The organism is Collimonas fungivorans Ter331 (assembly GCF_000221045.1).
GTDB lineage: Bacteria > Pseudomonadota > Gammaproteobacteria > Burkholderiales > Burkholderiaceae_D > Collimonas > Collimonas fungivorans_A.
In genome coordinates this window covers 3,471,958-3,494,426 of record NC_015856.1, presented here as the reverse complement: position 1 = coordinate 3,494,426, position 22,469 = coordinate 3,471,958, and the positions used below count along the sequence as shown (strand labels likewise).

The following is a 22,469-nucleotide window of genomic DNA, read 5'->3' as shown; positions in this document are numbered from 1 at the left end:
AGAAAACCGACCCATGAGCGACTCCGTATTTATCCATAGTCAAGAGCAATTGCAACAGTTGGCGCAGGATGTCTTGCGTTATGCGCGGGAAAAAGGCGCTTCCGGCGCCGCCGTCGAAATCAGCGAAGGCAGCGGTTTGTCGGTGGGCGTGCGCAAGGGCAGCGTCGAGACGATCGAGCAAAACAAGGACAAGGGCATGGGCGTCACCGTCTACCTGGGCGAGGAGAGGCATACCCGGCGCGGCAATGCCAGCACTTCCGACTTTTCGGCCAAAGCCCTGCAGGATACGGTCGAAGCGGCCTATAACATCGCCCGTTTCACGGCTGAAGACGATTGCGCCGGCCTGCCGGATGTTGATACTTTGGAAATGAATCCGCTGGATTTGAAGCTGTGCTCGCCGTGGCTGATTTCGGCGGAAGAAGCTGTCGAATTGGCAAAACGTTGCGAAGCGGCAGCATTTGCCGTCGACAAGCGCATCACCAACAGCGAAGGCGCCGGCGTCTACGCCCAGCAATCGCATTTCGTCAGCGCCAATTCGCGCGGTTTCATGGGCGGCTATCCGTTTTCGCGCCATACCATTTCGGTGGCGCCTATCGCCGGCAAAGGCGGCAACATGCAGCGCGACGACTGGTATTCGTCGATGCGCGATGCGAAGCAGCTGGCCAAGCCGGAAGCGATCGGTCGTTACGCTGCAGGGCGCGCGCTGGCGCGGCTGAACGCGCGCCAGCTGGATACCCGCAAATGCCCGGTGCTGTTCGAGGCGCCGCTGGCGGCCGGCCTGCTGGGGGCGTTCGTGCAGGCAGTGTCGGGCGGCGCGCTGTACCGCAAGTCGACCTTCTTGCTGGATACCCTGGGCAAATCGGTGTTTGCGCCGCATATCCAGATCGTGGAAGACCCGCATGTCATCGGCGCGGTCGGTTCCGCCCCTTTCGACGAGGAGGGCGTCAAGACCCAGCGCCGCGACGTGGTCAAGGATGGCGTGGTGCAGGGCTATTTCCTGTCGACCTACTCGGCGCGCAAGCTGGGCATGAAGACCACCGGCAATTCCGGCGGCTCGCATAACCTGAGCATTACCTCCTCGCTGACCAAATCCTCGGACAACTTCAAGGCGATGCTGAAAAAGCTCGATACCGGCCTGCTGGTGACCGAGCTGATGGGGCAGGGCGTCAACTACGTCACCGGCGATTATTCGCGCGGCGCTTCCGGCTACTGGGTGGAGAAGGGCGTGATCCAGTATCCGGTGGAGGAAATCACGATTGCCGGCAACATGAAAGACATGCTGGCGCAGATCGTCGCCATCGGCGCCGATACGCTGATCCGCGGCACCAAGCAGACCGGCTCGGTATTGATCGAGAGCATGACCGTGGCAGGCAACTGACCGCAGGTATCCCGCCGCCTGCATGGGCGGTTTTAACCGGTATCCGACACCTCCTTCGTGGAGGTGTTTTTTTGTCCTCATCGCTTGTATTGTCTGGATATCAAAAAAAGCAAGCGCTTGCGCAAGCGCTTGCTTTCCACTAATATTGATCGCAAATCAGGTCGCAAATCGTATTTCGGCGCGGCCCAGGTAAAGATAAAAGACGCAAGGAGACAAATGAAAATCCCGCATCCCGGCAAGGCGCCAGGCCTTTGCTTCGCACTGGAATCAAGATTTGATATTGAGCGATCGCTCACGCCAAGAATGTTGGTGGCAGCGGCTCTTCCTTGGTTTTCCTGAAAAAATTCTTATCCGGTCACACAAGTTGCTCATCGATTCGATAAGTTTTTAAAAAACTGATCGATCAGTCAAAACAAGGGGTTATCCATGAAACCTGAAGCAGGCGCCACGCCAATCCTCGAGATGCGCGGCATCTCCAAGACCTTCAGCGGCTTGCGGGTGCTGAAAGAGGTCGACCTGACCGTGTATGCCGGCGAAGTCCATGCCTTGATGGGCGAGAACGGCGCCGGCAAGTCGACCCTGATGAAAGTGCTGTCGGGCGCCCACCAGGCCGATGCCGGCGGCGAGATCCGCATCGACGGCCGGCGCGTGGCCAGCTACGGTCCGGGCGCCGCCAAGGAACACGGCGTGGCGGTGATCTACCAGGAACTGAGCCTGTGCCCCAACCTGAGCGTGGCCGAGAACATCTACCTGGGGCGCGAGCTGAAACGCGGCTGGAGCGTCGACCGCAGGGCGATGGAGGCGGGCTGTGTCGATGTCTTGAAACGCCTGGGCGCTGAATTCACGCCGCAGACCAAGATCAGCACCCTGTCGATCGCCGAACGCCAGCTGGTGGAGATTGCACGCGCGATCCATGCCCACGCGCGGATCCTGGTGATGGACGAACCGACGACGCCGCTGTCTTCGCGCGAGACTGACCGTTTGTTCGCATTGATCCGGCAGCTGCGCCAGGAAGGGCTGGCGATCGTCTACATCAGCCATCGCATGGCGGAAATCTACGAACTGTCGGACAAGGTCTCGGTATTGCGCGACGGCAAGCACGTCGGTATGCTGGCGCGCGCAGAGTTGTCGGCCGAAGCGCTGGTGAAAATGATGGTGGGGCGCGACCTTTCCGGCTTCTACAAGAAGGAACATGCGCCTTACGATCCTGGCAATGTGGTCATGCGGGTGCGCGACATGGCTGACGGCAAACGGGTGCGCGGCTGCAGCTTCGACCTGCATGCGGGCGAGGTGCTGGGCATCGCCGGCCTGGTCGGCGCCGGCCGTACCGAGCTGGCGCGCCTGATCTTTGGCGCCGATCCGCGCATTTCCGGCACGCTGGAAGTGGCCGGCAAGGCGGTCGCGGCGCTGCGCGGTCCGGTCGACGCGATCCGCGCCGGCGTGGTGTACCTGACCGAGGACCGCAAGTCGCAAGGCCTGTTCCTGGACATGAGCGTGCGCGACAACATCAACGTTTGCGCCTGCGTGCCGGACGCCAGCTACGGCGGCGTGCTGGACCGCAGCCGCGGCGCGCAACGCGCCAGCGCCGCCATCAAGTCGCTGGCGATCCGGGTCGCTTCTCCCAACATCAATGTCGGCGCGCTGTCCGGCGGCAACCAGCAGAAGGTATTGCTGGCGCGCCTGCTGGAAATCAAGCCGCATGTGCTGATCCTGGATGAGCCGACGCGCGGGGTCGACATCGGCGCCAAGTCGGAGATTTACCGCATCATCAACGAACTGGCCCAGGCCGGCATCGGCGTGGTGGTGATTTCCAGTGAACTGCCGGAAATCGTCGGCACTTCGGACCGGGTGCTGGTGATGCGCGAAGGCGAGCTGGTGGCGGAGCTGGGCGGGCATTCCGGACGCGAAATCACCCAGGAAAACATTATCGAACTGGCGACCGGCGCGCAGCAGGTCCAGCCGCAGGCTGCTTGATCGGCAGGCGGTTTGAGCACGTTAGGCGGTAATCATGAATCAGAACAGCAAGGAGACAAATATCATGGAAGCAAGTAGCAAGATCACGGCCGAGACCATCGGCAAGCGCGAGCAGCTGCGCGGTTTGTTGCGCACGGTCGGCATGCTGCCGGTGCTGCTGTTGCTGGTGCTGGGTTTCGCCCTGATGAGCGAAAACTTCTTCACGGTGCAGAATCTGTCGATCATCACCCAGCAGGCGTCGGTGAATATCGTGCTGGCGGCCGGCATGACCTTCGTCATCCTGACCGCCGGCATCGACCTTTCGGTCGGCGCGATCCTGGCGGCGTCGGCAGTGGTGGCGATGCTGGCGTCGCTGTCGCCGCAGTTCGGCATGCTGGGGATCGCCGCCGGCATCGGCTTCGGCCTGCTGCTGGGGCTGGCCAACGGCGTCCTGATTGCCTTCATGCGCTTGCCGCCGTTTATCGTCACGCTCGGCGCGCTGACCGCGATGCGTGGCCTGGCGCGCCTGCTGGCGGATGACAAGACCGTGTTCAACGCCGAACTGCCGTTCGCCTTCATCGGCAACGATTCGGTGCTGGGCGTGCCCTGGCTGGTGATCATCGCCTTGCTGGTGGTGGCGGTTTCCTGGTTCATCCTGCGTCGCACGGTGATCGGCGTGCAGATCTACGCAGTCGGCGGTAATCATGAGGCGGCGCGCCTGTCGGGCATCAAGGTGTGGAAGGTGCTGCTGTTCGTCTACGCGGTATCGGGCCTGCTGGCCGGCCTGGGCGCAGTGATGACGGCGTCGCGCCTGTCCGCGGCCAACGGCCTGCAGCTGGGGCAGTCTTACGAACTGGATGCGATTGCGGCGGTGATCCTGGGCGGCACCAGCTTTACCGGCGGCGTCGGCTCCATCGGCGGCACCCTGGTCGGCGCGCTGATCATCGCGGTGCTGACCAACGGCCTGGTGCTGCTGGGCGTGTCCGACATCTGGCAATACATCATCAAGGGCATCGTGATCATCGGTGCGGTGGCGCTGGATCGCTACCGGCAATCGGGCGCGCGTACTTAACCTATTTATAGACCGCCGGGTGCAGCAAGCTGGTCGTTGCGCCCGGATTTCCATATGACCGGCAACAGGAGATCAAGCATGATGAAAAAATTCGCTATGGCCGCAATACTTCCGCTGACGCTGGCCTTGACCATGTCGGGCGTGGTGCAGGCGCGTGAACTGAAAGCGGTGGGCATCACCGTCGGTTCGCTCGGCAATCCTTATTTCGTGACGCTGGCCAACGGCGCCAAGGCAAAAGCCCAGCAGATCAATCCCAACGTCAAGGTCACCGCGGTATCGGCCGACTACGACCTGAGCAAGCAGTTTACGCAGATCGACAATTTCATTTCAGCCGGGGTCGACCTGATCCTGCTGAACGCTACCGATCCGGTCGCCATCGAACCGGCCATCAAGAAAGCGCAGAAGGCGGGGATCGTGGTGGTGGCGGTGGATGTCGGCGCCAAGGGCGTCGATGCTACGGTGCAGACCGACAATGAGCTAGCCGGCAAGCTGGCTTGCAAATACCTGGTCGACAAGCTGGGCGGCAAGGGCAACGTGATTATCCAGAACGGACCGCAAGTGACTGCCGTCACCGACCGAGTCAAAGGCTGCAAAGCCGTGTTCGCCGCCGCGCCCGGCATCAAGGTGCTATCCGACGACCAGGACGGCAAGGGTTCGCGCGAAGGCGGCCTGAACGCCATGCAAGGCTATCTGACGCGCTTCCCGAAAATCGACGGCCTGTTCACCATCAACGATCCGCAGGCGATCGGCAGCGATCTCGCCGCCAAGCAGCTCAAGCGCAGCGGCATCATCATCACCTCGGTCGACGGCGCACCGGATATCGAAGCGGCGCTGAAGGCCGGCACCTCGATCCAGGCCTCGTCCAGCCAGGACCCATGGGCCCAGGCGCAGGATGCGGTGGCCATCGGTTATGACATCCTGAACGGCAAACGTCCCGCCAAGCCGGTCGTTTTGCTGGCGCCGGTGCTGATTACTCATGATAATGTGGCTACTTATAAAGGCTGGTCCAGCCAACGCTGATGTGGACCAGGCGGCTGCCGGAGTCATGTTGTCGGCAGCCGCCGTTCTAGAGCACAAAAAATAGGGGACACAATTGGCTACGATGGATGATGTCGCAAGAATCGCGAAGGTCTCGACTTCGACGGTCTCGCATGTCTTGAACGGCACCCGCAAGGTGAGCCCGGCTACCGTGCGTGCGGTGGAAGCGGCGATCCAGGCGCTCGGCTACATCCCCAACACCCTGGCGCGCTCGCTGGCGCGCTCGACATCGAACACCATAGGCGTGGCGATTTCCGCGCTCTCCAACCATTATTTCAGTGAAACCGTGCACGCCATCGAAACCGAATGCGCCAAGCACGGCATCATGATGCTGTATGTCGATACCCGCGACGATCCGGACCAGGAGCTGCGCGCGGTCAAGGCGCTGCACCACCGCCGGGTCGACGGCATCCTGCTGGCGCCGTCCGCCGATCCGCAGCACCTGGCGCTGGAATACCTGCGCGCCAACGACATCCCGGCGGTGCTGGTGGACCGCCTGGTGGCCCAGGGTTTCGACCAGGTCGGGGTGGAAAACAAAAAATCCTCGCAGGACCTGGTAAGCCACCTGATCGAACACGGACACAAGCGAATCGCGCTGATTTCCGGCAGCCCCGGCCTGACTACCACCGATGAGCGGATTGAAGGCTACCGCGCCGCGCTGGACGCCGCCGGCCTGCGCTTCGACCCGGCGTTGCTGGTCAGCGGCGAATCGAGCAGCGAACCGGCGCGGCTGGCGACCCGTCGGCTGCTGACGCTGGCAGCGCCGCCGACCGCCATCATGGCGGCCAACAACCTGATGACCATCGGCGCCATGCATGCCTTGCGCGACGCCAAGGTCGATGTGCCGGAGCAGATTGCGCTGGTCGGTTTCGACGATTTCGACTGGGCCGATTTTTTCATTCCGCGCCTGACCGTGATGGCGCAGCCGGTCAAGGAACTGGGCACGCGCGCGGTCAAGCTGCTGATGAAGCGGATCGAGGCGCCGGACGGCAAGAAGCAGACGGTGCGGCTGGCGCCCACGCTGCGTGTGCGTAATTCCTGCGGCTGTCTTTGAACCATTTTTATTAGAAACGGATATCTATGAGTAGTCCCATATCACTCGGGATAGATCTCGGCACGTCGGAACTGAAAGCGGTCTTGCTGGATGAGAGCGGCACCGTGCTGGCGCATACAGGGGTGCGCCTGGCCATCTCGCGGCCGCAGGCCGGCTGGTCTGAACAGGATCCGGAAGACTGGTGGCAAGCCTGCCTGGCGGGCCTGCATCAATTGCGGCAGCAGCAGCCGGACGCCTACGCCAGGGTGTGCTGCATAGGCTTGTCGGGGCAGATGCATGGAGCCGTACTGCTGGACCAGAACGACCGGGTGCTGCGCCCGGCGATCCTGTGGGACGATTCGCGCGCGCTGGCGCAAGCGCAATGGCTGGAGCGCGAGCACCCCGATTTCGCCGGTATCACCGGCAGCCTGCCGATGGCCGGCCTGACCGCGCCCAAGCTGCTATGGCTGCGCGAACATGAGCCGCAATTGTTCAACCGGATTTCCTGCGTGCTGTCGCCCAAGGACTACCTGCGTCTGCGGCTGACCGGCGAGCGCATCAGCGATGTCTCCGACGCCGCCGGCACGCTGTGGCTGGATGTGCGCCGGCGCGACTGGTTCGAACCCATGCTGCAAGCCACCGGACTTGAACGGCATCAAATGCCGCGCCTGGTGGAAGGCTCCGCGGCTGCGGCCGACCTGTGCGCTGCCGCCGCGTCGCAGCTGGCGCTGCAGTCGACGGTGCTGGTGGCCGGCGGCGGCGGCGACAATCCGGTATCGGCGGTCGGCATCGGCGCGATCGAGGCTGGCCAGGCGTTTGTCACGCTGGGCACCAGCGCCGCCGTGGTCGCCATTACCGACCATGTGGCCGGCAACCCGGCCAGCGCGGTGCACAGCTTCTGCCACGCGCTGCCGCAGCGCTGGTACACCATGGGTGCGATGCTGGCCGGCGCCAGTTGCCTGCGCTGGGTCACCCAGCTGCTGGGGCAGGTCAATGAGCAGGCCCTGCTGCAGCTGGCGCAGGAGCAGGTGCCGCTGGGCCAGCCGGTGCCTGCGGCGACGCCCTTGTTCCTGCCTTACCTGGCCGGCGAGCGCACTCCGCACAACGATCCGCTGCTGCGCGGCGGTTTCATGAATCTTGCTTATGAGACGACGCCGGCGATGCTTGGTTACGCGGTGCTGGAAGGCGTCGGTTTCGGCCTGCTCGATGCGATGGCCGCGGTACAGTCGGCGGGCGCCGAGGTAAGCACATGCTCGCTGGTCGGCGGCGGCGCCCGCAGCAATTATTGGGCGCAACTGCTGGCGAACATCCTCGACCGCGAAATCTGCACCTTGTCCGGCAGCGAACTCAGCGCCTGCATCGGCGCCGCCAAGCTGGGTTTCCTGGCGTATGGGCGCGGCCGCGATCTGCCAGGGCTCGGCATGCCGGTCAAGGCGCGCTTCGTGCCGGCCGCCGGGCAGCAGGAGATGCTGCAAGAGCGTTACCGGAAATTCCGCGACCTGTTCGCAGCAGCGCACGCTTTACATGGCTGAACCTACGGCTGAACTTTAACCAAACTTTGCATTCCTATTGCATTCCCTATACACAAGGACAGACATGAATCAGCTGGACCAGCTCAAGCAATACACGACGGTAGTAGCCGACACAGGCAATTTCAAGCAGCTGGCGCAATTCAAGCCGCGCGACGCCACCACCAATCCGTCGCTGATCCTGAAGGCGGTGCAGCAGGCAGACTATGCGCCGCTGCTGGTCGAGACGGTCGCCGCCCATGCCGATAGTCCATTGGACCAGATCGTCGACCAGGTGCTGGTGCGTTTCGGCCTGGAGATCCTGCAAGTGGTGCCGGGCCGGGTTTCTACCGAAGTCGACGCCAGGCTCAGTTTCGATACCGCCGCCACCGTGGCCCGGGCGCGCCGCATCATGGCCTTGTACGAAGCCGCCGGCATCGGCCGCGAGCGGGTGCTGATCAAGATTGCATCGACCTGGGAAGGCATCCAGGCCGCGGCCATCCTGGAAAAGGATGGCATACGCTGCAACCTGACCCTGCTGTTTGCGTTCTGCCAGGCGGTCGCCTGCGGCGCCGCCAAGGTGCGCCTGATCTCGCCGTTCGTCGGCCGCATCTACGACTGGTACAAGAAATCCGCCGGCAGCGCCTGGGACGAATCGGCGAATACGCTTGCCAACGATCCCGGCGTGAAATCGGTGGCGCAGATTTATAGTTATTACAAACGCTTCGGGATAGCTACCGAGGTGATGGGGGCAAGTTTCCGCAACGTCGGCCAGATCGCCGCGCTGGCAGGCTGCGACCTGCTTACCATCAGCCCTGAGCTGCTGGCGCAGCTGCAGGCCAGCGACGCTCCCCTGGCGCGTGCACTGGACAAGGACGCCGCCGCTGCCGACCTGCAGCAAGTCAGCTACGACGAAGCCAGCTTCCGCTATGCGCTCAATGACGACGCCATGGCTACCGAAAAACTGGCGGAAGGGATACGCGGTTTTGCCGCCGATGCCTTCAAGCTCGACCACATCATCGAAGGCTTGCTGGCATCGATCCGCGCTTAAGCGGCGGCCGGCAATTCATCCTTCAAGGCTTGCTGGCGCCAGCGCCAGCCTAGCAGCGCCAAGGCCAGCAGGGCATGCAGCGCTGCGATGCCAAGCATGAGCCAGCCGTTGCCGATGTGCAGCGGCATGAAAAATATGGCGAGCGAATCCAGGCCCATGACCTTGCTCAGGAACGGCAGCAAGCCGTTGACGATGGCCAGGTACAGGATGGTGGTGGCGCCGACCCGCTTGCTCTTGCCGGAAAAGGCGAAGAACAGGTAGACGCAGCAGTCGCGCAACAGCATCAGGGCCAGCGTCAGCGCCAGGAAAGACAGGCTGGCGGCGGTCACCCGCAATTTGAACGGCAGTTCCTGGCCGCCGCTGAACTGCAACAGCAGCGCCAGGCAGAAGCTCAGGACCAGCGTGGTCGGCCAGATCGGCAGGTTCTGGAACAGGCCGTGCCAGTTGCCTCTCTTTGCCCTGGCGACTACCCGCTGCCAGAGCGCGATATCGTTTTCTTCCGTGAACAGCGCCACATAAGTCATGGCTAGCGAGAACAGCAGCCCTATCCACAGCAGTCCGACGCCGCCGCTAAAGCCGGCGACATATGCAGCCAGCAGGCAGCAGGCCAGCGGCCAGGCCCAGGGAATGGTGGTGATCTGCAGGGCGCTGTTCATGCTGCGCCAGGCGGCGAATACGGCGACGGCAGCGAAGAACACCGTGCTGGCCAGCAGGAACGAACTGTAGGCAAACGACTGGCCCCACCAGAAGACGGAAGCATCGGGCGCGGCGCGGAACGGCGGCGCGAACATGACGGCGATCAGCACCACCGCCCAGGCGATGCCGCCGCGTTGCACGGCGCGCATGTCGCTGCGCATCAGGTGCAGGTTGAGGGCGATCGTCGCCGCATGCATCAGGATGCCCAGCGCTACCAGGGTCAGGCCGCTGCTCAAGGTCATGCTGTGCTCGCGCACCAAAGCCGCAATCGCGAAAACCACCAGGCACAGGATGCCGCCGTACCAGTTGAAGGCGGTGGCGCCGAACAGCTTGCCCCAGGTCATGGTCCAGGGATCGAGCGCGCTCATGCGCTGCTGGTCCCAGGTCTTGTCGCGGACTTCGTCGATCACGGTATTGCTGGCGTTGCGGGTACCCCAAAGGCAGACGATGCCGGCGAACAGGATCAGGGCCACGCTGTCCAGCGGCACGCCGCCGGGCCAGTTGTCGTTGGCGAGGCTGAGCGTGAAAAAAACCAGCGCCAGGATGGCAGGCATGGCGATCAGGCGGTGCAGGGAAAACTGCAGCCACAGGTTGCGTTTGAATTCAGGATTGATCATGTTGCGCTCCCGCTGTGTTGTCCGTTTTGTTCATAGCTGGCCACCGAGCGCAAGTAGGATTGCTGCAGGTTTTCCTTCTGGTCGGCGAAGCTGGAGATCTGGAGGCCGGCGGCGATCAGGCGCGCCAGCAATGCCGCCTGGGCGTGTTCGTCGCCGCTGAACATGAAGTCGGCGCTGCGTTCGTCGCTGGCGCTGACCTGTAGCGCGGGTTCCGCCGCCAGTTGCGCGTGCAGGCCGGGATTGGCTTGCGCCAGCACGATCCGCAGCGACTTGCGCGGCGCCAGTGCGGTGCTGCCGTGGTCCAGCGCGCGATACTCCAGCACCTTGCCATCGCGCAGGGCCAGCATGTGGGTCGAATACTCGTCCAGTTCCGCCAGGATATGCGACGACACCAGCAAGGTCATGCCCTGCGCCTGCAACAGGCGGAACAGGCCGGCCAGGCTGGCGCGCGCTTCCGGATCGAGGCCGGAAGCCGGTTCGTCCAGCAGCAGGATCTTCGGCCCGTGGATGATGGCCTGGCCGATCGCGACCCGCTGCCGCAAGCCGCGCGACAGTTTGTCGCAAGTCTGCTGCAGGCGTTCGCTCAGCCCCAGCTGCTGCGCCGTGATCTGTATCGCTTGCGGAATTGCCGGCGCCGGCAAGCCCTGGGCCGCGGCAGCATATTCAAAACATTGCGCCACCGTCAGCGACTGGTACAAGCCGTAGAAATCGGACAGGTAGCCCATGATCCGGTGCACTTCGCGCGGCCGTTCCAGCACATCCATGCCGGCCACGCTGATCGAGCCCGCGAGGGGTGTTTCCAGGCCGGCTATGCAGCGCATCAGCGTGGTCTTGCCGGCGCCGTTGGAGCCGACCAGCGCGGTCACGCTGCCGGCTTCGACCTGCAGGCTGACCTGGTGCAAGGCACGATGGCCGGGGTAATCGAAGGTAAGGCCAGAGATTTTTATCATGAGAGTCGGTCTTCCAGTGAAGGGGCGCAGGCGATAAGTTGCTAATAATAAAGCAACGGATAGAGTAATGCGCACTAAATTGCGCCCCGCAACAGCGTGTATCAATAGTCAGCCAGCTGTTACCAAATGATTCACCTGCCTCGTGAGGGTGGCAAGTCCGGTTTAATAGCCGATTTGGATAGTCAACTTATTAGCCAACTCATTAGCTAACTTATTTACGGGAGATTGCCATGCATGTTAACCAGTTGCTGTCCGTTTTCAAGCTGAGCCTGGCCGCATTCGGCCTGAGCCTGGCGACATCGGTGCTGGCGGCGCCAGTGATGGATTTCCACACTGAAGACGTGCTGTCGGTGGCCGACGGAGTGAAGGATGAGCTGCACCTGAATCCGAACCAGCAGACTTTGTGGCGTCAGCTGGTGACCAAGACCCATGCCATCATCGGCGAACGGGAAAAACGGCAGCGCGATTTGCAGGCCAGCATGAGCAGCGGCCTCAAGGACCCGGCAGTCGATCTGCGCCAGCTGTCGGCGGCGATCGACGCCGAATCCGGATTGGCGGCCCAGGACGGACGCCAGCTGCGCGAACTGTGGCTGACCATGAACGATGCGCTCGACGACCAGCAGCGGCAGGCAGTGCGGCTGTTCCTGGCGGACCGCCTGCAGCGCGTGGACCAGGCTTCCTGTGAGCGCAGTCCGGCGGCCGGCAAGGACAAGCCGTCCGGCAAGGGCGGTCGTGGCGGCAAGGGCATGGGCGGCATGGGTGGCATGAATGGCGGCAGCACCATGTAGCGTTCTGCCGTAGGAGTTTTCTCTTTAATCGCGATTTAACAAAAGTTTGCACATTACCGGGTTTCCACCCGAACTGAACCGAAGTTTTGTCCTCTAAAATGCCGTTAGAAGTTCTGGCTGATGTCTACCGGTGCGGTCCTGGTCGGTGCCTTATATATTGGATTCGGTAATGCGGTTAAAGCAGCGGTTAAAGCAGATCAGCGGTTTGCTGGTGATGGGCAGTGTGTTGGGATTGAGTGCTTGCAGTTCGGTCGTGACCGAGGGCAGTTCCGCCGCGGCCGGGGTCGCCGGCACCGCGCTGGCGGGCAAGGTGACCAATAACGCCGCGGTCGCCACCGGCATTGGCCTGGGCGTGCAGGCTGCAGCGCGCGCCGGCGTGCAGTACGAGCAGCGCAAGGTGCATGGCGAAGAGCAGGACGCGATCGCCAAAGCCGCCGGCAGCCTGGCCGTGGGCGCGGTCGGCAACTGGCAGATCAAGCATTCGCTGCCGCTGGAAGACAATGAACGCGGCCGGGTCACAGTCAGCCGCGTCATCGCCAGCCAGGGCATGAGCTGCAAGGAAATCGTGTTTTCGGTCGACGGCTTGGTGGACAAGGCCAGCAATCCGACCAGTGAATTTTATGTGGCGACCATCTGCCAGGCTGGCCCGGCCTGGAAATGGGCCTCGGCCGAACCCGCCACCGAGCGCTGGGGAGCTTTGCAGTGATGCTGCGAAGAGGTTCTTCGCGCAGCGCCTGTTTGCTGAGCGCTGCGGTGATCGCAGTGGCGACGCTGAGCGGCTGTAACAGCATCGGCGGTTTTGCCGGCGCCGCAGCCGGCGTCGCCAGCGGCGCGGTCACCTCCAATCCGGCAGTCGGCTACGCCATCGGCATAGGGGTGCAAGCCGCCACCGACGCCACCACCAAATACGTATTCCGCAACTGGCAGAAAGCCGAGCAGGATGAAATCGCCGCCATCGTCGGCCAGCTGGATGTGGGCCAGGCGCGCAACTGGGCCATCGTCCACCAGATCGCCTACGGCAACGAACACGGGGAAGTGCGCGTCACGCGCCTGATCGACACTCCGCTGGCTTTGTGCAAGGAAGTGCTGCTGTCGGTTGACAGTGGTGAAGGCGCGCAGCAGAAACGCGCCTGGTATACCGGCAGCGCTTGCCGTAGCGACGATGTCTGGAAATGGGCGGTGGCGGAGCCGGCGGTGGAGCGCTGGGGCAGCTTGCAGTAATTGTTTACCAGCGCCCGGCCAGCATCAGGAAACCGGGAATCCAGCAGGAAACGATGCCGATGACCGCCGTGATGGGACCCAGCGAACGGATGGTTTTCTGCAGGGCCAAGGCCAGGAAGAACAGGAACCAGAGCAGCCCCCACGTCAGCCACATCATGGTTGAGCGCATGTCCTGGTCCACCGCCAGCCACGCCATCGGCAAGGTATTGATGGCGACGAACAGGCAATACCATCCCAATCCTTTTCCGTTCATGCCTTTCCACTGCACCACGGCCAGGTACAGGTAAGTGAAGGCAAACAACAGGCCCGCCGCCACGCCAAGGTAACCGGCGTTGTCGACGCTGCGCACCAATCCTATGAAACTGATGGACAGCGCCAGGGAGCCGACCAGGAAATTAAAGACGGCGTTCTCGCGCGCTTCGATGCGGCCGGTCAGGCCGACGCCATTGACGACCAGCACTGCGCCGATGAACAGTAGAGCAATGCCCAACATGATGGTTTCCTTCTGCAAGACTATCGGTAATTCTTGTCGGACTATCCGAGCTTGCAGGGAAGATACACGGTTCGGCTTTGCGAAAGTATGCCGGAATTGAATAAGGCCAATAGGCATATCGGCCTTGAATTTGATTGCCGCATGGGCTTAATGCGATTTTAATGCGCGGCCGGTCAGCCGCCCAGATACGCTTCCAGCACCTTTGGATTGTGCAGCAGGTTCACGCCGCTGTCGGCCAGTACGATCTTGCCGTTCTCCAGCACATAACCATGCTGGGCAATCCGCAGCGCCTGGCGGACGTTCTGTTCGACCAGGAGGATCGTCAGGCCGGTGCGGTTGATTTCCTGCACGATGCGGAAAATTTCTTGCACCAATAACGGCGCCAGCCCCATCGACGGCTCATCCAGCAGCAGCACGCGCGGCTTGGCCATCAGCGCGCGGCCGATGGCCAGCATCTGCTGTTCGCCGCCGGACAGGTTGCCGGCCAGGCCATCCTTGCGCCGCTGCAGCACCGGGAACAGGGAGTACACCCAGTCCAGGTCCTGGGCGATCTGCGCCTTGTCCTTGCGAGTGTAGGCGCCCAGCGCCAGGTTCTCGGCGACGCTCAGGGTGGTGAGCGTAGCGCGGCCTTCGGCTACCTGCACTATGCCGCTCTGGACGATCTTGTGCGGCGACAGTCGGATCAGGTCTTGCTGCTGGCCTTGTTGGTTGAGCAGCACTTGCCCGCGCGCCGGCTTGAGCAGACCGGAGATGGCGAGTAGGGTGGTGCTTTTGCCGGCGCCGTTGGCGCCCACCAGTGCCGTGATTTCGCCTTCATTGAGCGCCAGGTCTATGCCTTTCACTGCCTCGATATGGCCGTAGGAAACCGCGAGGTCGTGCACTTGCAGGATTGGCGTGGCGTTTGTGTTCATTTCGGCTGTCATTCTGCATCTTCCTTGCCCAGGTAGGCTTCGATCACTTCCTGGTTGTTCTTGATCTGGTCCGGGCTGCCTTCAGCGATGATGCGGCCGAAGTTGAGCACCGCGATGCGGTCGCACAGGCCCATCACGAAACGCATGTCGTGTTCGATCATGAAGATGCTGAAACCGCGCTGCTTGATGTTCAGGATTTCCGTCATCAGCTCGGTTTTCTCGGCCGGATTCATGCCGGCCACCGGTTCATCCAGCAGCAACAGTTTCGGTTTGGTGGCCAGCGCCCGGGCGAATTCCAGCTTGCGCTGTTCGCCGTAGGACAGGCTGTCGGCCAGCATGCCGGCCTTATGATCCAGGCGCACCCAGGACAGCAGTTCCAGGGCGCGTTCGCGGGCCTGGGCTTCGATCCTCCTGAAACCGCCAAGATTGAACAGCAGGCTGCCGAAACCGTAATGCATGTGATCGTGCATGCCGACCACGACGTTTTCCAGCAAGGTCATTTCCTTGAACACCCGGATATTCTGGAAAGTGCGGGCGATGCCGCGTTCGGTGATCTTGTGCGGCGCCACCTTGCCGATGTCGGCGCCGTCGAATTCGATGGCGCCGCCGGAAGCGCGTAGCAGGCCAGTGATCAGGTTGAAGACGGTGGTCTTGCCAGCGCCGTTAGGACCGATCAGGCCGAAGATGCCGCCTTGCGGGACGTTGAAATTGACGTCTTGCAGCACCTGCAGGCCGCCGAAGTTCTTGCTGATGTTCTTGAGTTGCAGCATTAGTTATTTCCTCCAGCCTGGGCCTTGCGCCGAGAAAAAGCGTTGACCCAGGCGCGGATCCGGCGCGGATCCCAGATGCCTTTCGGCAGGTACAGGATCACCAGCACCAGGATCAGGCCGTTGACCACCGCACGGTAGCTGTTGAAATCGCGCAGCGCCTCCGGCAGCAGTGTCAGCACCATGCCGCCTATGGTCGGGCCGATCAGGGTGCTGGTGCCGCCGAACACGGCCATGGTCAGGATTTCGACGGCGTTTTCGAAAGCGTAGTTGCCGGGGCCGATGGTGAACGTATAGTGCGCGTTGAGGCCGCCTGCCACGCCTGCAATCGCAGCGCCGATGACAAACGCCAGCAGCTTGTAGCCGGCCACATTGACGCCCATCAGGCGCGCCGCTACTTCATCTTCCTTGATGGCTTCGAAGGCGCGGCCGATTTTCGAGCGGCGGATGCGCGCCAGGATGTATAGCGTCGCCGCCAGCAGCAGGACGATGTGCCACCATTCGGTTTTCAGCGGGATGCCGTTCAGGCCGAGCGGGCCGCCGGTAATGTCCATGTTGAGCACGATGACGCGCACCACTTCGCCGAAGCCCAGAGTCGCCATCGCCAGGTATACGCCCGACAAGCGCAAGGTCGGGATGCCGATGATGAGCGCCACCAGCGCCGGCAGTGCGCCGCCGATCGCCAGCGCCACCGGGAACGGCAGGCCGGTCTGCATGCTGATCAGCGATGCGGCGTAAGCGCCTATGCCCATGAACGCGGCATTGGCCAGCGACAGCAAACCGCAGGACAGCGTGACATAGATCGACAGCGCCAGCATGGCGTTGACGCCGAGGCCGAAAATCACGGTGTTGTAGGTCGACCAGAAGCCGTCCCACCAGTCGATGAAGCCCAAGTTTGTAAACAGTTCAATCATCTCAAGCCTTCCTTTCCAGCACTTTGCCGAACATGCCGGAAGGCTTGACCAGCAGGATCAGGAACAGCAGGCCGAAGCCGACGGCGTCGCGGAAATCGCTGGAGATATAAGCTACTGTCAGCACCTCGGCAAAACCGAGGAACAATCCGGCAATCATGGCGCCGCGGATATCGCCCATGCCGCCCAGGATGATGACGGCGATGCCCTTGTGCAGCATCGGCTGTCCCATGAACGGCGTAATTGCATTGAACGACAGGCCGACCAGCACGCCGGCCGCGCCGCCCAGGGCAGCAGCGGCGAATGAGGTCAGGTAGAACAAGCCTTCGACATTGATGCCAAGCAGGTAAGCCGCTTTCGGCGATTCGGCAATCGCGCGCAGGGCGCGGCCCAGCTGGGTGCGGCGCATGACCGCCAGCAGCACCAGCATCAGGACAAAGGAAATCACGACAATGCCGATCTGCACCGCGGTGACATGCAGGTGTCCCCAGTTGTAGCTGTCCTCAGGAATCGTGCCGACCGGGAAGCGCTTGTTCTCCGCGCCGAACAGGCCTTGCGCCAGGCTGGTAAGAATAGTGGCGACGCCGATGGTGGCGATCATGGGGGCCAGATGCGGCGCGTTGCGCGCGCGCAGCGGCTTCAGCACCAGGTAGTCGACCAGCAGCCCGATCAAGCCGGACACCAGCATCGCCGCCAGCATCGCCAGCCATAGCGGCAGCGCCAGGTGTTCCACCAGCAGCAGCGCAGCATAACTGCCCAGCATGAAAATCGCGCCGTGAGATAAATTGATCACGCCCAGCACGCCGAAAACCAGCGTGAAGCCCAGCGCAAACAGCGCGTACACGCTGCCCAGCGAAAGAGCGTTGATGAGTTGTTGTTCAAGCATGGAAGGTTTTTCTTAAATTTAATTAGGGTCAGAGTCGAATATTTATATGCGGGAATATTCGACTCTGACCCTAATTAATATGCGACCGGCGCCGTGAAAATCGCGGTCGCGTTGCGACGATGGGGGTTGGCTTATTTCAGCAGGATGAACTTGCCGCCTTTGGCGATGTTGACGATTGCTTCTTGCTGGGCGTCGTAGCCGACTTCCTTGCCGGTCACCGGCGGCGCTTTGCGGAAGGCGAACTTGCCGGTGGCGCCGTCGATGGTGACTGCCGGCAGCGCCTGTTGCAGGGCGATGCGGTCCTTGTCGAGCGCGCCGCTCAGCTTGATCTTCTTCAGGGCGGCGGCGACGACGTGCAGGGCGTCGTAGGCTTGCGCGGCGAACTGGTCAGGATCGCTGCCGAACTTGGCTTTGTAGGCGGCGATGAAGGCCTTGTTGGCCGGCGTCAGGTTTTCCGACGACCATGGACTGCCCATGATGGTGTCGTCGCCGGCGCCCTTGGCGATGTCGAACAGTTTCGGCGAATTCAGGCCGTTGCCGCCGATGAACGGCTGCTTCATGCCCAGCGCGCGGGTTTGCAGGATGATGTTGGCGGCTTCTTCGGTCAGGCAGGAGCAGACAATGGCGTCCGGATTGGAAGCCTTGATCTTGGTCAGCTGCGCCTTGAAGTCGACGTCGCCCTTGGCGTACGCTTCAGTGGTGGTGACCGGGATCTTCTGGTCGGCCAGCGTGCCCTTGAAGACGTCGTAGCCGCTCTTGGTGAAAGCGTCGTCGTTACCGTAGATGATGGCGACTTTCTTGATGCCGAAATGCTTGACTGCGGCGCGCGTGGTGACCGGCAGCACGTCGGCTTCCATCACGGAGTTGCGGAAGGTGAACGGACCCATGGCGGTGATGCCGTCGGCGGTGTTGCTGGTGCCGAAGGCGACTACCTTGGCGGCGTTGGCGATCGGGTCGGCGGCGAACGCCGAGTTGGACAGGGTAGGGCCGAACACCAGCAGCGCCTTGTCCTTGAAGATCAGTTTCTTGAAGACGTTGATCGCTTCTTCTTTTTTGCCCTGCTCGTCTTCGATCACCAGCAGCAGCTTGTTGCCGTTGACGCCGCCGGCGGCGTTGACTTCATCGGCGGCCAGCGAAAAGCCGTTCTTGATGGCGACGCCATACTTGGCGGCCGGGCCGGTCAGCGCCGCGGCCAGGCCGAGCTTGACGTCAGCCGCGTGGGCTGCGCTGGCCAGGCCGGAGGCCAGCATCAGTAACGGCAATGTTTTCAATATGGTTTTGAATTGCATTTCGATATTCTCCTAGAGACCGTTTTTTTAGGCGACGACACCCTATGGCAAGAAGTCGGCCAGCGTTTTTATTTTGGCGCGCACGAAGTCACGCCAAAGGTGGACAAAGTATAAGGGATTTTCGGTCAGAAATTCCGGGCGCACAGCGTGGGGTTTCAGCGTTTGCGAAACACCACGCTTACTACTCACGAGCCAGGCAAAAACGGGTGTTTTACAAGGAGGATGTTGCGACTTTTGGTCGCTTATGGAGAGATATTGCGTGATTTTTGGCAATTATACCCGGCGTTGGGGATTTGTGTCAGCCGCACTCATGCCAAATCGGCATGGAGGGAAAGCACTGCGCTTCCCGCCACGCCGGCTTTACATCAGCCTAACTGCTGGCGCAAATGCTGGATCGCCAGCCGCACCTGGCGCGGTGCGGTGCCGCCGATATGGTCGCGCGCCGCCACTGAGCCTTCCAGCGTCAGCACTGCAAAGATATCGTCGTCGATCAGCGGCGAGAAGACACGCAACTGCTCCAGCGACAGATCGCTCAGGTCGCAAGCCTGGTCGACGCAGCTGCGCACCGCATGGGCCACGGCTTCGTGGGCGTCGCGGAAAGGCAGGCCTTTCTTGACCAGGTAGTCGGCCAGGTCGGTCGCGGTGGCATAGCCTTGCAGGGCGGCGGCGCGCATCGCTTCCGGCTTGACCGTGATGCCGCGCGCCATGTCGGCGAAGATGCGCAGCGTGTCGGTGAGCGTGTCGACGGTGTCGAACAGCGGTTCCTTGTCTTCCTGGTTGTCCTTGTTGTAGGCCAGCGGCTGGCCTTTCATCAGGGTCAGCAGGGCGATCAGGTGGCCGTTGACGCGGCCGGTCTTGCCGCGCGCCAGTTCCGGCACGTCCGGGTTTTTCTTTTGCGGCATGATCGAGGAGCCGGTGCAGAAACGGTCGGCGATGTCGATGAAGCCGATGCGCGGGCTCATCCAGATCACCAGTTCTTCCGACATGCGCGAGACGTGGGTCATCACCAGCGCCGCGGCGGCGCAGAATTCAATCGCGAAGTCGCGGTCCGAGACGGCGTCCAGCGAATTGCGGCAGACGTCGTCGAAGCCGAGCGTTTTCGCCACGCGTTCGCGGTCGATCGGGAAGGTGGTGCCGGCCAGCGCGGCGGCGCCCAGCGGCAGGCGGTTGACGCGCTTGCGGCAATCCAGCATGCGTTCGGCGTCGCGGCCGAACATTTCGATGTACGCCAGCACGTGATGGCCGAAAGTGATCGGCTGCGCCACCTGCATGTGGGTGAAGCCGGGCAGGATGGTGTCGGCGTGCTGTTCCGCCAGGTCCAGCAGGGCCAGCCGCAGGTCGCGCAGCAAGCCGCTGATGTCGTCGATGGAGCCGCGCAGGTAGAGGCGGATGTCGGTGGCCACCTGGTCGTTGCGCGAACGGCCGGTATGCAGGCGTTTGCCGGCGTCGCCGACCAGTTCGGTGAGGCGTTTTTCAATATTCAGGTGGACATCTTCCAGGTCCAGCAGCCATTCGAACTTGCCGCCGGCGATTTCGCCCTGGATCTGGCTCATGCCCTTCTGGATCGCCGCATAGTCGTCGGCGCTGATGATTTTTTGATATGCCAGCATCTCTGCATGCGCCAGCGAGCCCTGGATATCGACTTCGGCCAGGCGTTTGTCGAAAAATACCGACGCCGTGTAGCGTTTGACCAGATCGGAGACCGGTTCGGAAAAACGAGCCGACCAGGCTTCGCCTTTTTTGGAGAGTTGTGCTGTCATAATTGAGTATTGAACCGTGTGTTAGGAATAGCAATGAATTATGCGATTATAAATCACTGCCCCATGAAACCGGCTTTATGCTCGCACCATGCTTGCAGATCGATGCACATAATATGTGCGGACGGCATCCGCGAGCCATCCGGAAATCGCAATAAAATTGCTCTTTAATTAACCTATTCCACCTTCATGGCATCCGACCAGATCGCAGACAACGCCTCAGCGCAACAGCCGAACACGGTGGTGATTCCCGACGGCTGCAACCTGGGCGTGGTGTTCCGCACCCTGATTGCGGTCAACCTGACGATCATGGCGACGCTGCTGCTGCACAGCGATGGCCTGCTGGCCGCGCTCAACGGTTTTGTCGAATCGGCGATGCTGATCGAGCCCGCCTGTTTCCTGTCGCTGGTTGTATTGTGCGGCTTGCATCGGGCCGCTTACCGTTTGCCTCCGTTTGTCCAGCGCCTGTCGTGCCTGCTGGTGCCGGCGCTGGTGACGATGGCGGTGATCCGGCTGCTGTCCGGCTTCGACTGGTTTCTCAGCGGTTTTTCCCATCTCGGCGCACGCGGCGGCATGCCGCTGGCGGCCTTGGCGGCGGCGCTGTTCGGCGGCGCGCTGCAGCACTATTTTGAATTACGCGCCCGGGCTTTCTCGCCGGTGCTGGTGGAAGCCCGGCTGCAAGCCTTGCAGGCGCGGATCCGGCCGCATTTCCTGTTCAACAGCCTGAACGCGGTGCTGTCGCTGATCCGGACCGAACCGCGCCGGGCCGAGGCGGCGCTGGAAGACCTGGCCGACCTGATCCGGGTCCTGATGCGCGACGGCCGCGCCATGACTACGCTGGAAAAGGAAATCCGCCTGTGCCGGCAATACCTGTCGATAGAAAAAATCCGGCTGGGCGAACGCCTCAAAGTGCAGTGGGAGCGGGCGGGCATCAGCGACGATGTGATTTTCCGGGCGCAGATTCCCACCTTGCTGCTGCAGCCTTTGATAGAAAACGCCGTTCATTACGGCGTCGAGCCGAGCACCGAACCGGCCCTGATCCGTATCCAGTTGAGCCATACGCTGGAACGGATTGAAATCGTCATCACCAATCCTTACAATCCGTATAGCGGCAAGGGCGTTGCGGCGCTGCCGGAAGGTAACCAGATGGCGCTGGAAAATATCCGCGAACGGCTGGCGCTGCTGTACGATGTCGAAGGACAACTGACCACCGCCACCAGCCTCGGCCAGTTCGAAGTGCGCGCCAGTTTTCCCTATGTAAAAAGCAAAGTCGAGGCGGCCCTGGCCAAGCCGCAGGGAAGCAGATAAAGCCAACAATAAATCTCTTATTTCATGATCCCTCGCATCTATATCGTTGACGATGAAGCGCCGGCGCGCGCCAGGCTAAGCACGCTGCTGTCCGACATCGTGGCCGAATGCCCGCACTACCTGGTGGGCGAAGCCGCCCATGCACAGGCGGCGCTGGAAGGCATCCGCGCCACCGCGCCGGACCTGGTCTTGCTGGATGTGCAGATGCCCGGCATGAGCGGCTTGCAGTTGGCCGAACGGCTGCTGGACAATGCCAACAGCGGCCTGGCGGAACCGCCCCTGATCATTTTCGTGACCGCCTATGACGACTATGCACTGAGCGCTTTCGATGTGCAGGCGTTCGACTACCTGGTCAAGCCGGTGCGCGCCACGCGGCTGGCGCAAGCCATCGCCCGCGCCAGCCGCGTACGGCAACAGGCGCAGGCGGCCTCGGCGGCCGGTCCGGTGACCGCCACCGGTTTGCCGCGCCAGCATTTTGCGGTGCAGGAGCGCGGCCGCATGTCGCTGGTGCCGATGGCCGAAGTGCTGTACCTGAAGGCGGAACTGAAATACGTCACCTTGCGCACCAGGACCAAGGAATACCTGATCGAAGATTCGCTGGTCTCGATTGAAGAAGAACTGGCGCTCCACTTCGTACGCGTGCACCGCAATGCGCTGGTGGCGCGCAACGCCATCAGCGGCGTCGAACGTGTGATGCAGGCAGCGGACAAGGACAGCGAGGGCGATGGCGAAAAACCGCAGGAAATCTGGCAAGTCATCTTGCGCGACATTGATCACCGCCTGCCGATTTCCCGGCGCCAGCTGGCCGAAATCAAGGCCTTGGTCCGCTAGCGCCACCGCCG

22 protein-coding genes are annotated in these 22,469 nt (G+C 62.1%); 13 read left to right on the top strand and 9 right to left on the bottom strand.

The window, feature by feature from the left end; genetic code table 11:
• Nucleotides 1–13: 13 nt before the first annotated feature.
• The 8 genes from pmbA to tal all read left to right on the top strand — a co-directional run bounded on the left by pmbA (nt 14) and on the right by tal (nt 9,033).
• The gene (gene pmbA / locus CFU_RS15245; RefSeq protein WP_014006933.1) at nt 14–1,378 is read left to right on the top strand and encodes a metalloprotease PmbA; all 1,365 of its coding nucleotides are present in this window, start codon (nt 14–16) and stop codon (nt 1,376–1,378) included.
• A gap of 117 nt (nt 1,379–1,495) precedes the next feature.
• The gene (locus CFU_RS24570; RefSeq protein ID WP_148264855.1) at nt 1,496–1,717 is read left to right on the top strand and encodes a hypothetical protein; all 222 of its coding nucleotides are present in this window, start codon (nt 1,496–1,498) and stop codon (nt 1,715–1,717) included.
• A gap of 87 nt (nt 1,718–1,804) precedes the next feature.
• A complete protein-coding gene (locus CFU_RS15240) occupies nt 1,805–3,352 on the top strand; it encodes a sugar ABC transporter ATP-binding protein (RefSeq protein WP_014006932.1) in 1,548 nt (515 codons plus the stop codon).
• A gap of 64 nt (nt 3,353–3,416) precedes the next feature.
• Nucleotides 3,417–4,403, top strand: a complete 987-nt coding sequence (locus CFU_RS15235) for an ABC transporter permease subunit (protein ID WP_041743553.1) — start codon at nt 3,417–3,419, stop codon at nt 4,401–4,403.
• Between the two features lie 132 nt (nt 4,404–4,535).
• Nucleotides 4,536–5,423: an ABC transporter substrate-binding protein gene (locus tag CFU_RS15230; RefSeq protein WP_238531476.1), complete on the top strand. Its 888-nt coding sequence runs from the start codon at nt 4,536–4,538 to the stop codon at nt 5,421–5,423.
• Nucleotides 5,424–5,505: 82 nt separating this feature from the next.
• Nucleotides 5,506–6,495, top strand: a complete 990-nt coding sequence (locus CFU_RS15225) for a LacI family DNA-binding transcriptional regulator (RefSeq protein WP_238531475.1) — start codon at nt 5,506–5,508, stop codon at nt 6,493–6,495.
• Nucleotides 6,496–6,533: 38 nt separating this feature from the next.
• Nucleotides 6,534–8,006 carry a xylulokinase gene (xylB, locus tag CFU_RS15220; protein ID WP_202946156.1) on the top strand — a complete coding sequence of 491 codons (1,473 nt, stop codon included), beginning with the start codon at nt 6,534–6,536 and terminating at the stop codon, nt 8,004–8,006.
• A gap of 64 nt (nt 8,007–8,070) precedes the next feature.
• Nucleotides 8,071–9,033, top strand: coding sequence for a transaldolase (gene tal / locus CFU_RS15215; RefSeq protein ID WP_041742136.1), 963 nt, complete (start codon nt 8,071–8,073; stop codon nt 9,031–9,033).
• Here the strand turns inward: tal and CFU_RS15210 are convergent.
• The gene (locus tag CFU_RS15210; protein ID WP_014006926.1) at nt 9,030–10,346 is read right to left on the bottom strand and encodes a hypothetical protein; all 1,317 of its coding nucleotides are present in this window, start codon (nt 10,344–10,346) and stop codon (nt 9,030–9,032) included. The two genes, tal and CFU_RS15210, sit on opposite strands and share 4 nt — an antisense overlap.
• Nucleotides 10,343–11,296: an ABC transporter ATP-binding protein gene (locus tag CFU_RS15205; RefSeq protein ID WP_041742135.1), complete on the bottom strand. Its 954-nt coding sequence runs from the start codon at nt 11,294–11,296 to the stop codon at nt 10,343–10,345. The genes CFU_RS15210 and CFU_RS15205 overlap by 4 nt, the downstream gene beginning before the upstream one ends.
• Nucleotides 11,297–11,526: 230 nt before the next feature.
• On the opposite strand from CFU_RS15205, the gene CFU_RS15200 reads away from it, so the two are divergent.
• From CFU_RS15200 to CFU_RS15190, 3 genes are all read left to right on the top strand, one after another.
• Nucleotides 11,527–12,084, top strand: a complete 558-nt coding sequence (locus CFU_RS15200; RefSeq protein ID WP_014006924.1) for a hypothetical protein — start codon at nt 11,527–11,529, stop codon at nt 12,082–12,084.
• Nucleotides 12,085–12,253: 169 nt separating this feature from the next.
• Nucleotides 12,254–12,790 carry a hypothetical protein gene (locus CFU_RS15195; RefSeq protein WP_050808610.1) on the top strand — a complete coding sequence of 179 codons (537 nt, stop codon included), beginning with the start codon at nt 12,254–12,256 and terminating at the stop codon, nt 12,788–12,790.
• Nucleotides 12,790–13,305: a hypothetical protein gene (locus CFU_RS15190; protein WP_050808609.1), complete on the top strand. Its 516-nt coding sequence runs from the start codon at nt 12,790–12,792 to the stop codon at nt 13,303–13,305. Before CFU_RS15195 ends, CFU_RS15190 begins: the two co-directional genes overlap by 1 nt.
• Nucleotides 13,306–13,309: 4 nt before the next feature.
• Here CFU_RS15190 and CFU_RS15185 read toward each other — a convergent pair whose 3' ends face one another.
• From CFU_RS15185 to argH, 7 genes are all read right to left on the bottom strand, one after another.
• On the bottom strand, nt 13,310–13,798 hold the full coding sequence (locus CFU_RS15185) for an AmiS/UreI family transporter (RefSeq protein WP_041743550.1): 489 nt from the start codon (nt 13,796–13,798) through the stop codon (nt 13,310–13,312).
• 173 nt (nt 13,799–13,971) lie between these two features.
• Nucleotides 13,972–14,721: an ABC transporter ATP-binding protein gene (locus CFU_RS15180; RefSeq protein WP_014006920.1), complete on the bottom strand. Its 750-nt coding sequence runs from the start codon at nt 14,719–14,721 to the stop codon at nt 13,972–13,974.
• The gene (locus CFU_RS15175; RefSeq protein ID WP_014006919.1) at nt 14,718–15,479 is read right to left on the bottom strand and encodes an ABC transporter ATP-binding protein; all 762 of its coding nucleotides are present in this window, start codon (nt 15,477–15,479) and stop codon (nt 14,718–14,720) included. Before CFU_RS15175 ends, CFU_RS15180 begins: the two co-directional genes overlap by 4 nt.
• On the bottom strand, nt 15,479–16,390 hold the full coding sequence (locus tag CFU_RS15170; RefSeq protein WP_014006918.1) for a branched-chain amino acid ABC transporter permease: 912 nt from the start codon (nt 16,388–16,390) through the stop codon (nt 15,479–15,481). Before CFU_RS15170 ends, CFU_RS15175 begins: the two co-directional genes overlap by 1 nt.
• A 1-nt stretch (nt 16,391) precedes the next feature.
• The gene (locus CFU_RS15165) at nt 16,392–17,273 is read right to left on the bottom strand and encodes a branched-chain amino acid ABC transporter permease (RefSeq protein ID WP_014006917.1); all 882 of its coding nucleotides are present in this window, start codon (nt 17,271–17,273) and stop codon (nt 16,392–16,394) included.
• A 131-nt stretch (nt 17,274–17,404) separates the two neighbouring features.
• Nucleotides 17,405–18,562, bottom strand: a complete 1,158-nt coding sequence (locus CFU_RS15160) for an ABC transporter substrate-binding protein (RefSeq protein WP_014006916.1) — start codon at nt 18,560–18,562, stop codon at nt 17,405–17,407.
• A 365-nt stretch (nt 18,563–18,927) separates the two neighbouring features.
• Nucleotides 18,928–20,322, bottom strand: coding sequence for an argininosuccinate lyase (argH, locus tag CFU_RS15155; RefSeq protein ID WP_014006914.1), 1,395 nt, complete (start codon nt 20,320–20,322; stop codon nt 18,928–18,930).
• Nucleotides 20,323–20,508: 186 nt separating this feature from the next.
• Between argH and CFU_RS15150 the strand changes: the two genes are divergently transcribed.
• Together CFU_RS15150 and CFU_RS15145 are read left to right on the top strand one after the other, a co-directional pair.
• Nucleotides 20,509–21,627 carry a sensor histidine kinase gene (locus tag CFU_RS15150; RefSeq protein ID WP_014006913.1) on the top strand — a complete coding sequence of 373 codons (1,119 nt, stop codon included), beginning with the start codon at nt 20,509–20,511 and terminating at the stop codon, nt 21,625–21,627.
• Nucleotides 21,628–21,651: 24 nt separating this feature from the next.
• Nucleotides 21,652–22,458, top strand: a complete 807-nt coding sequence (locus tag CFU_RS15145; RefSeq protein ID WP_014006912.1) for a LytR/AlgR family response regulator transcription factor — start codon at nt 21,652–21,654, stop codon at nt 22,456–22,458.
• Nucleotides 22,459–22,469: the final 11 nt, after the last annotated feature.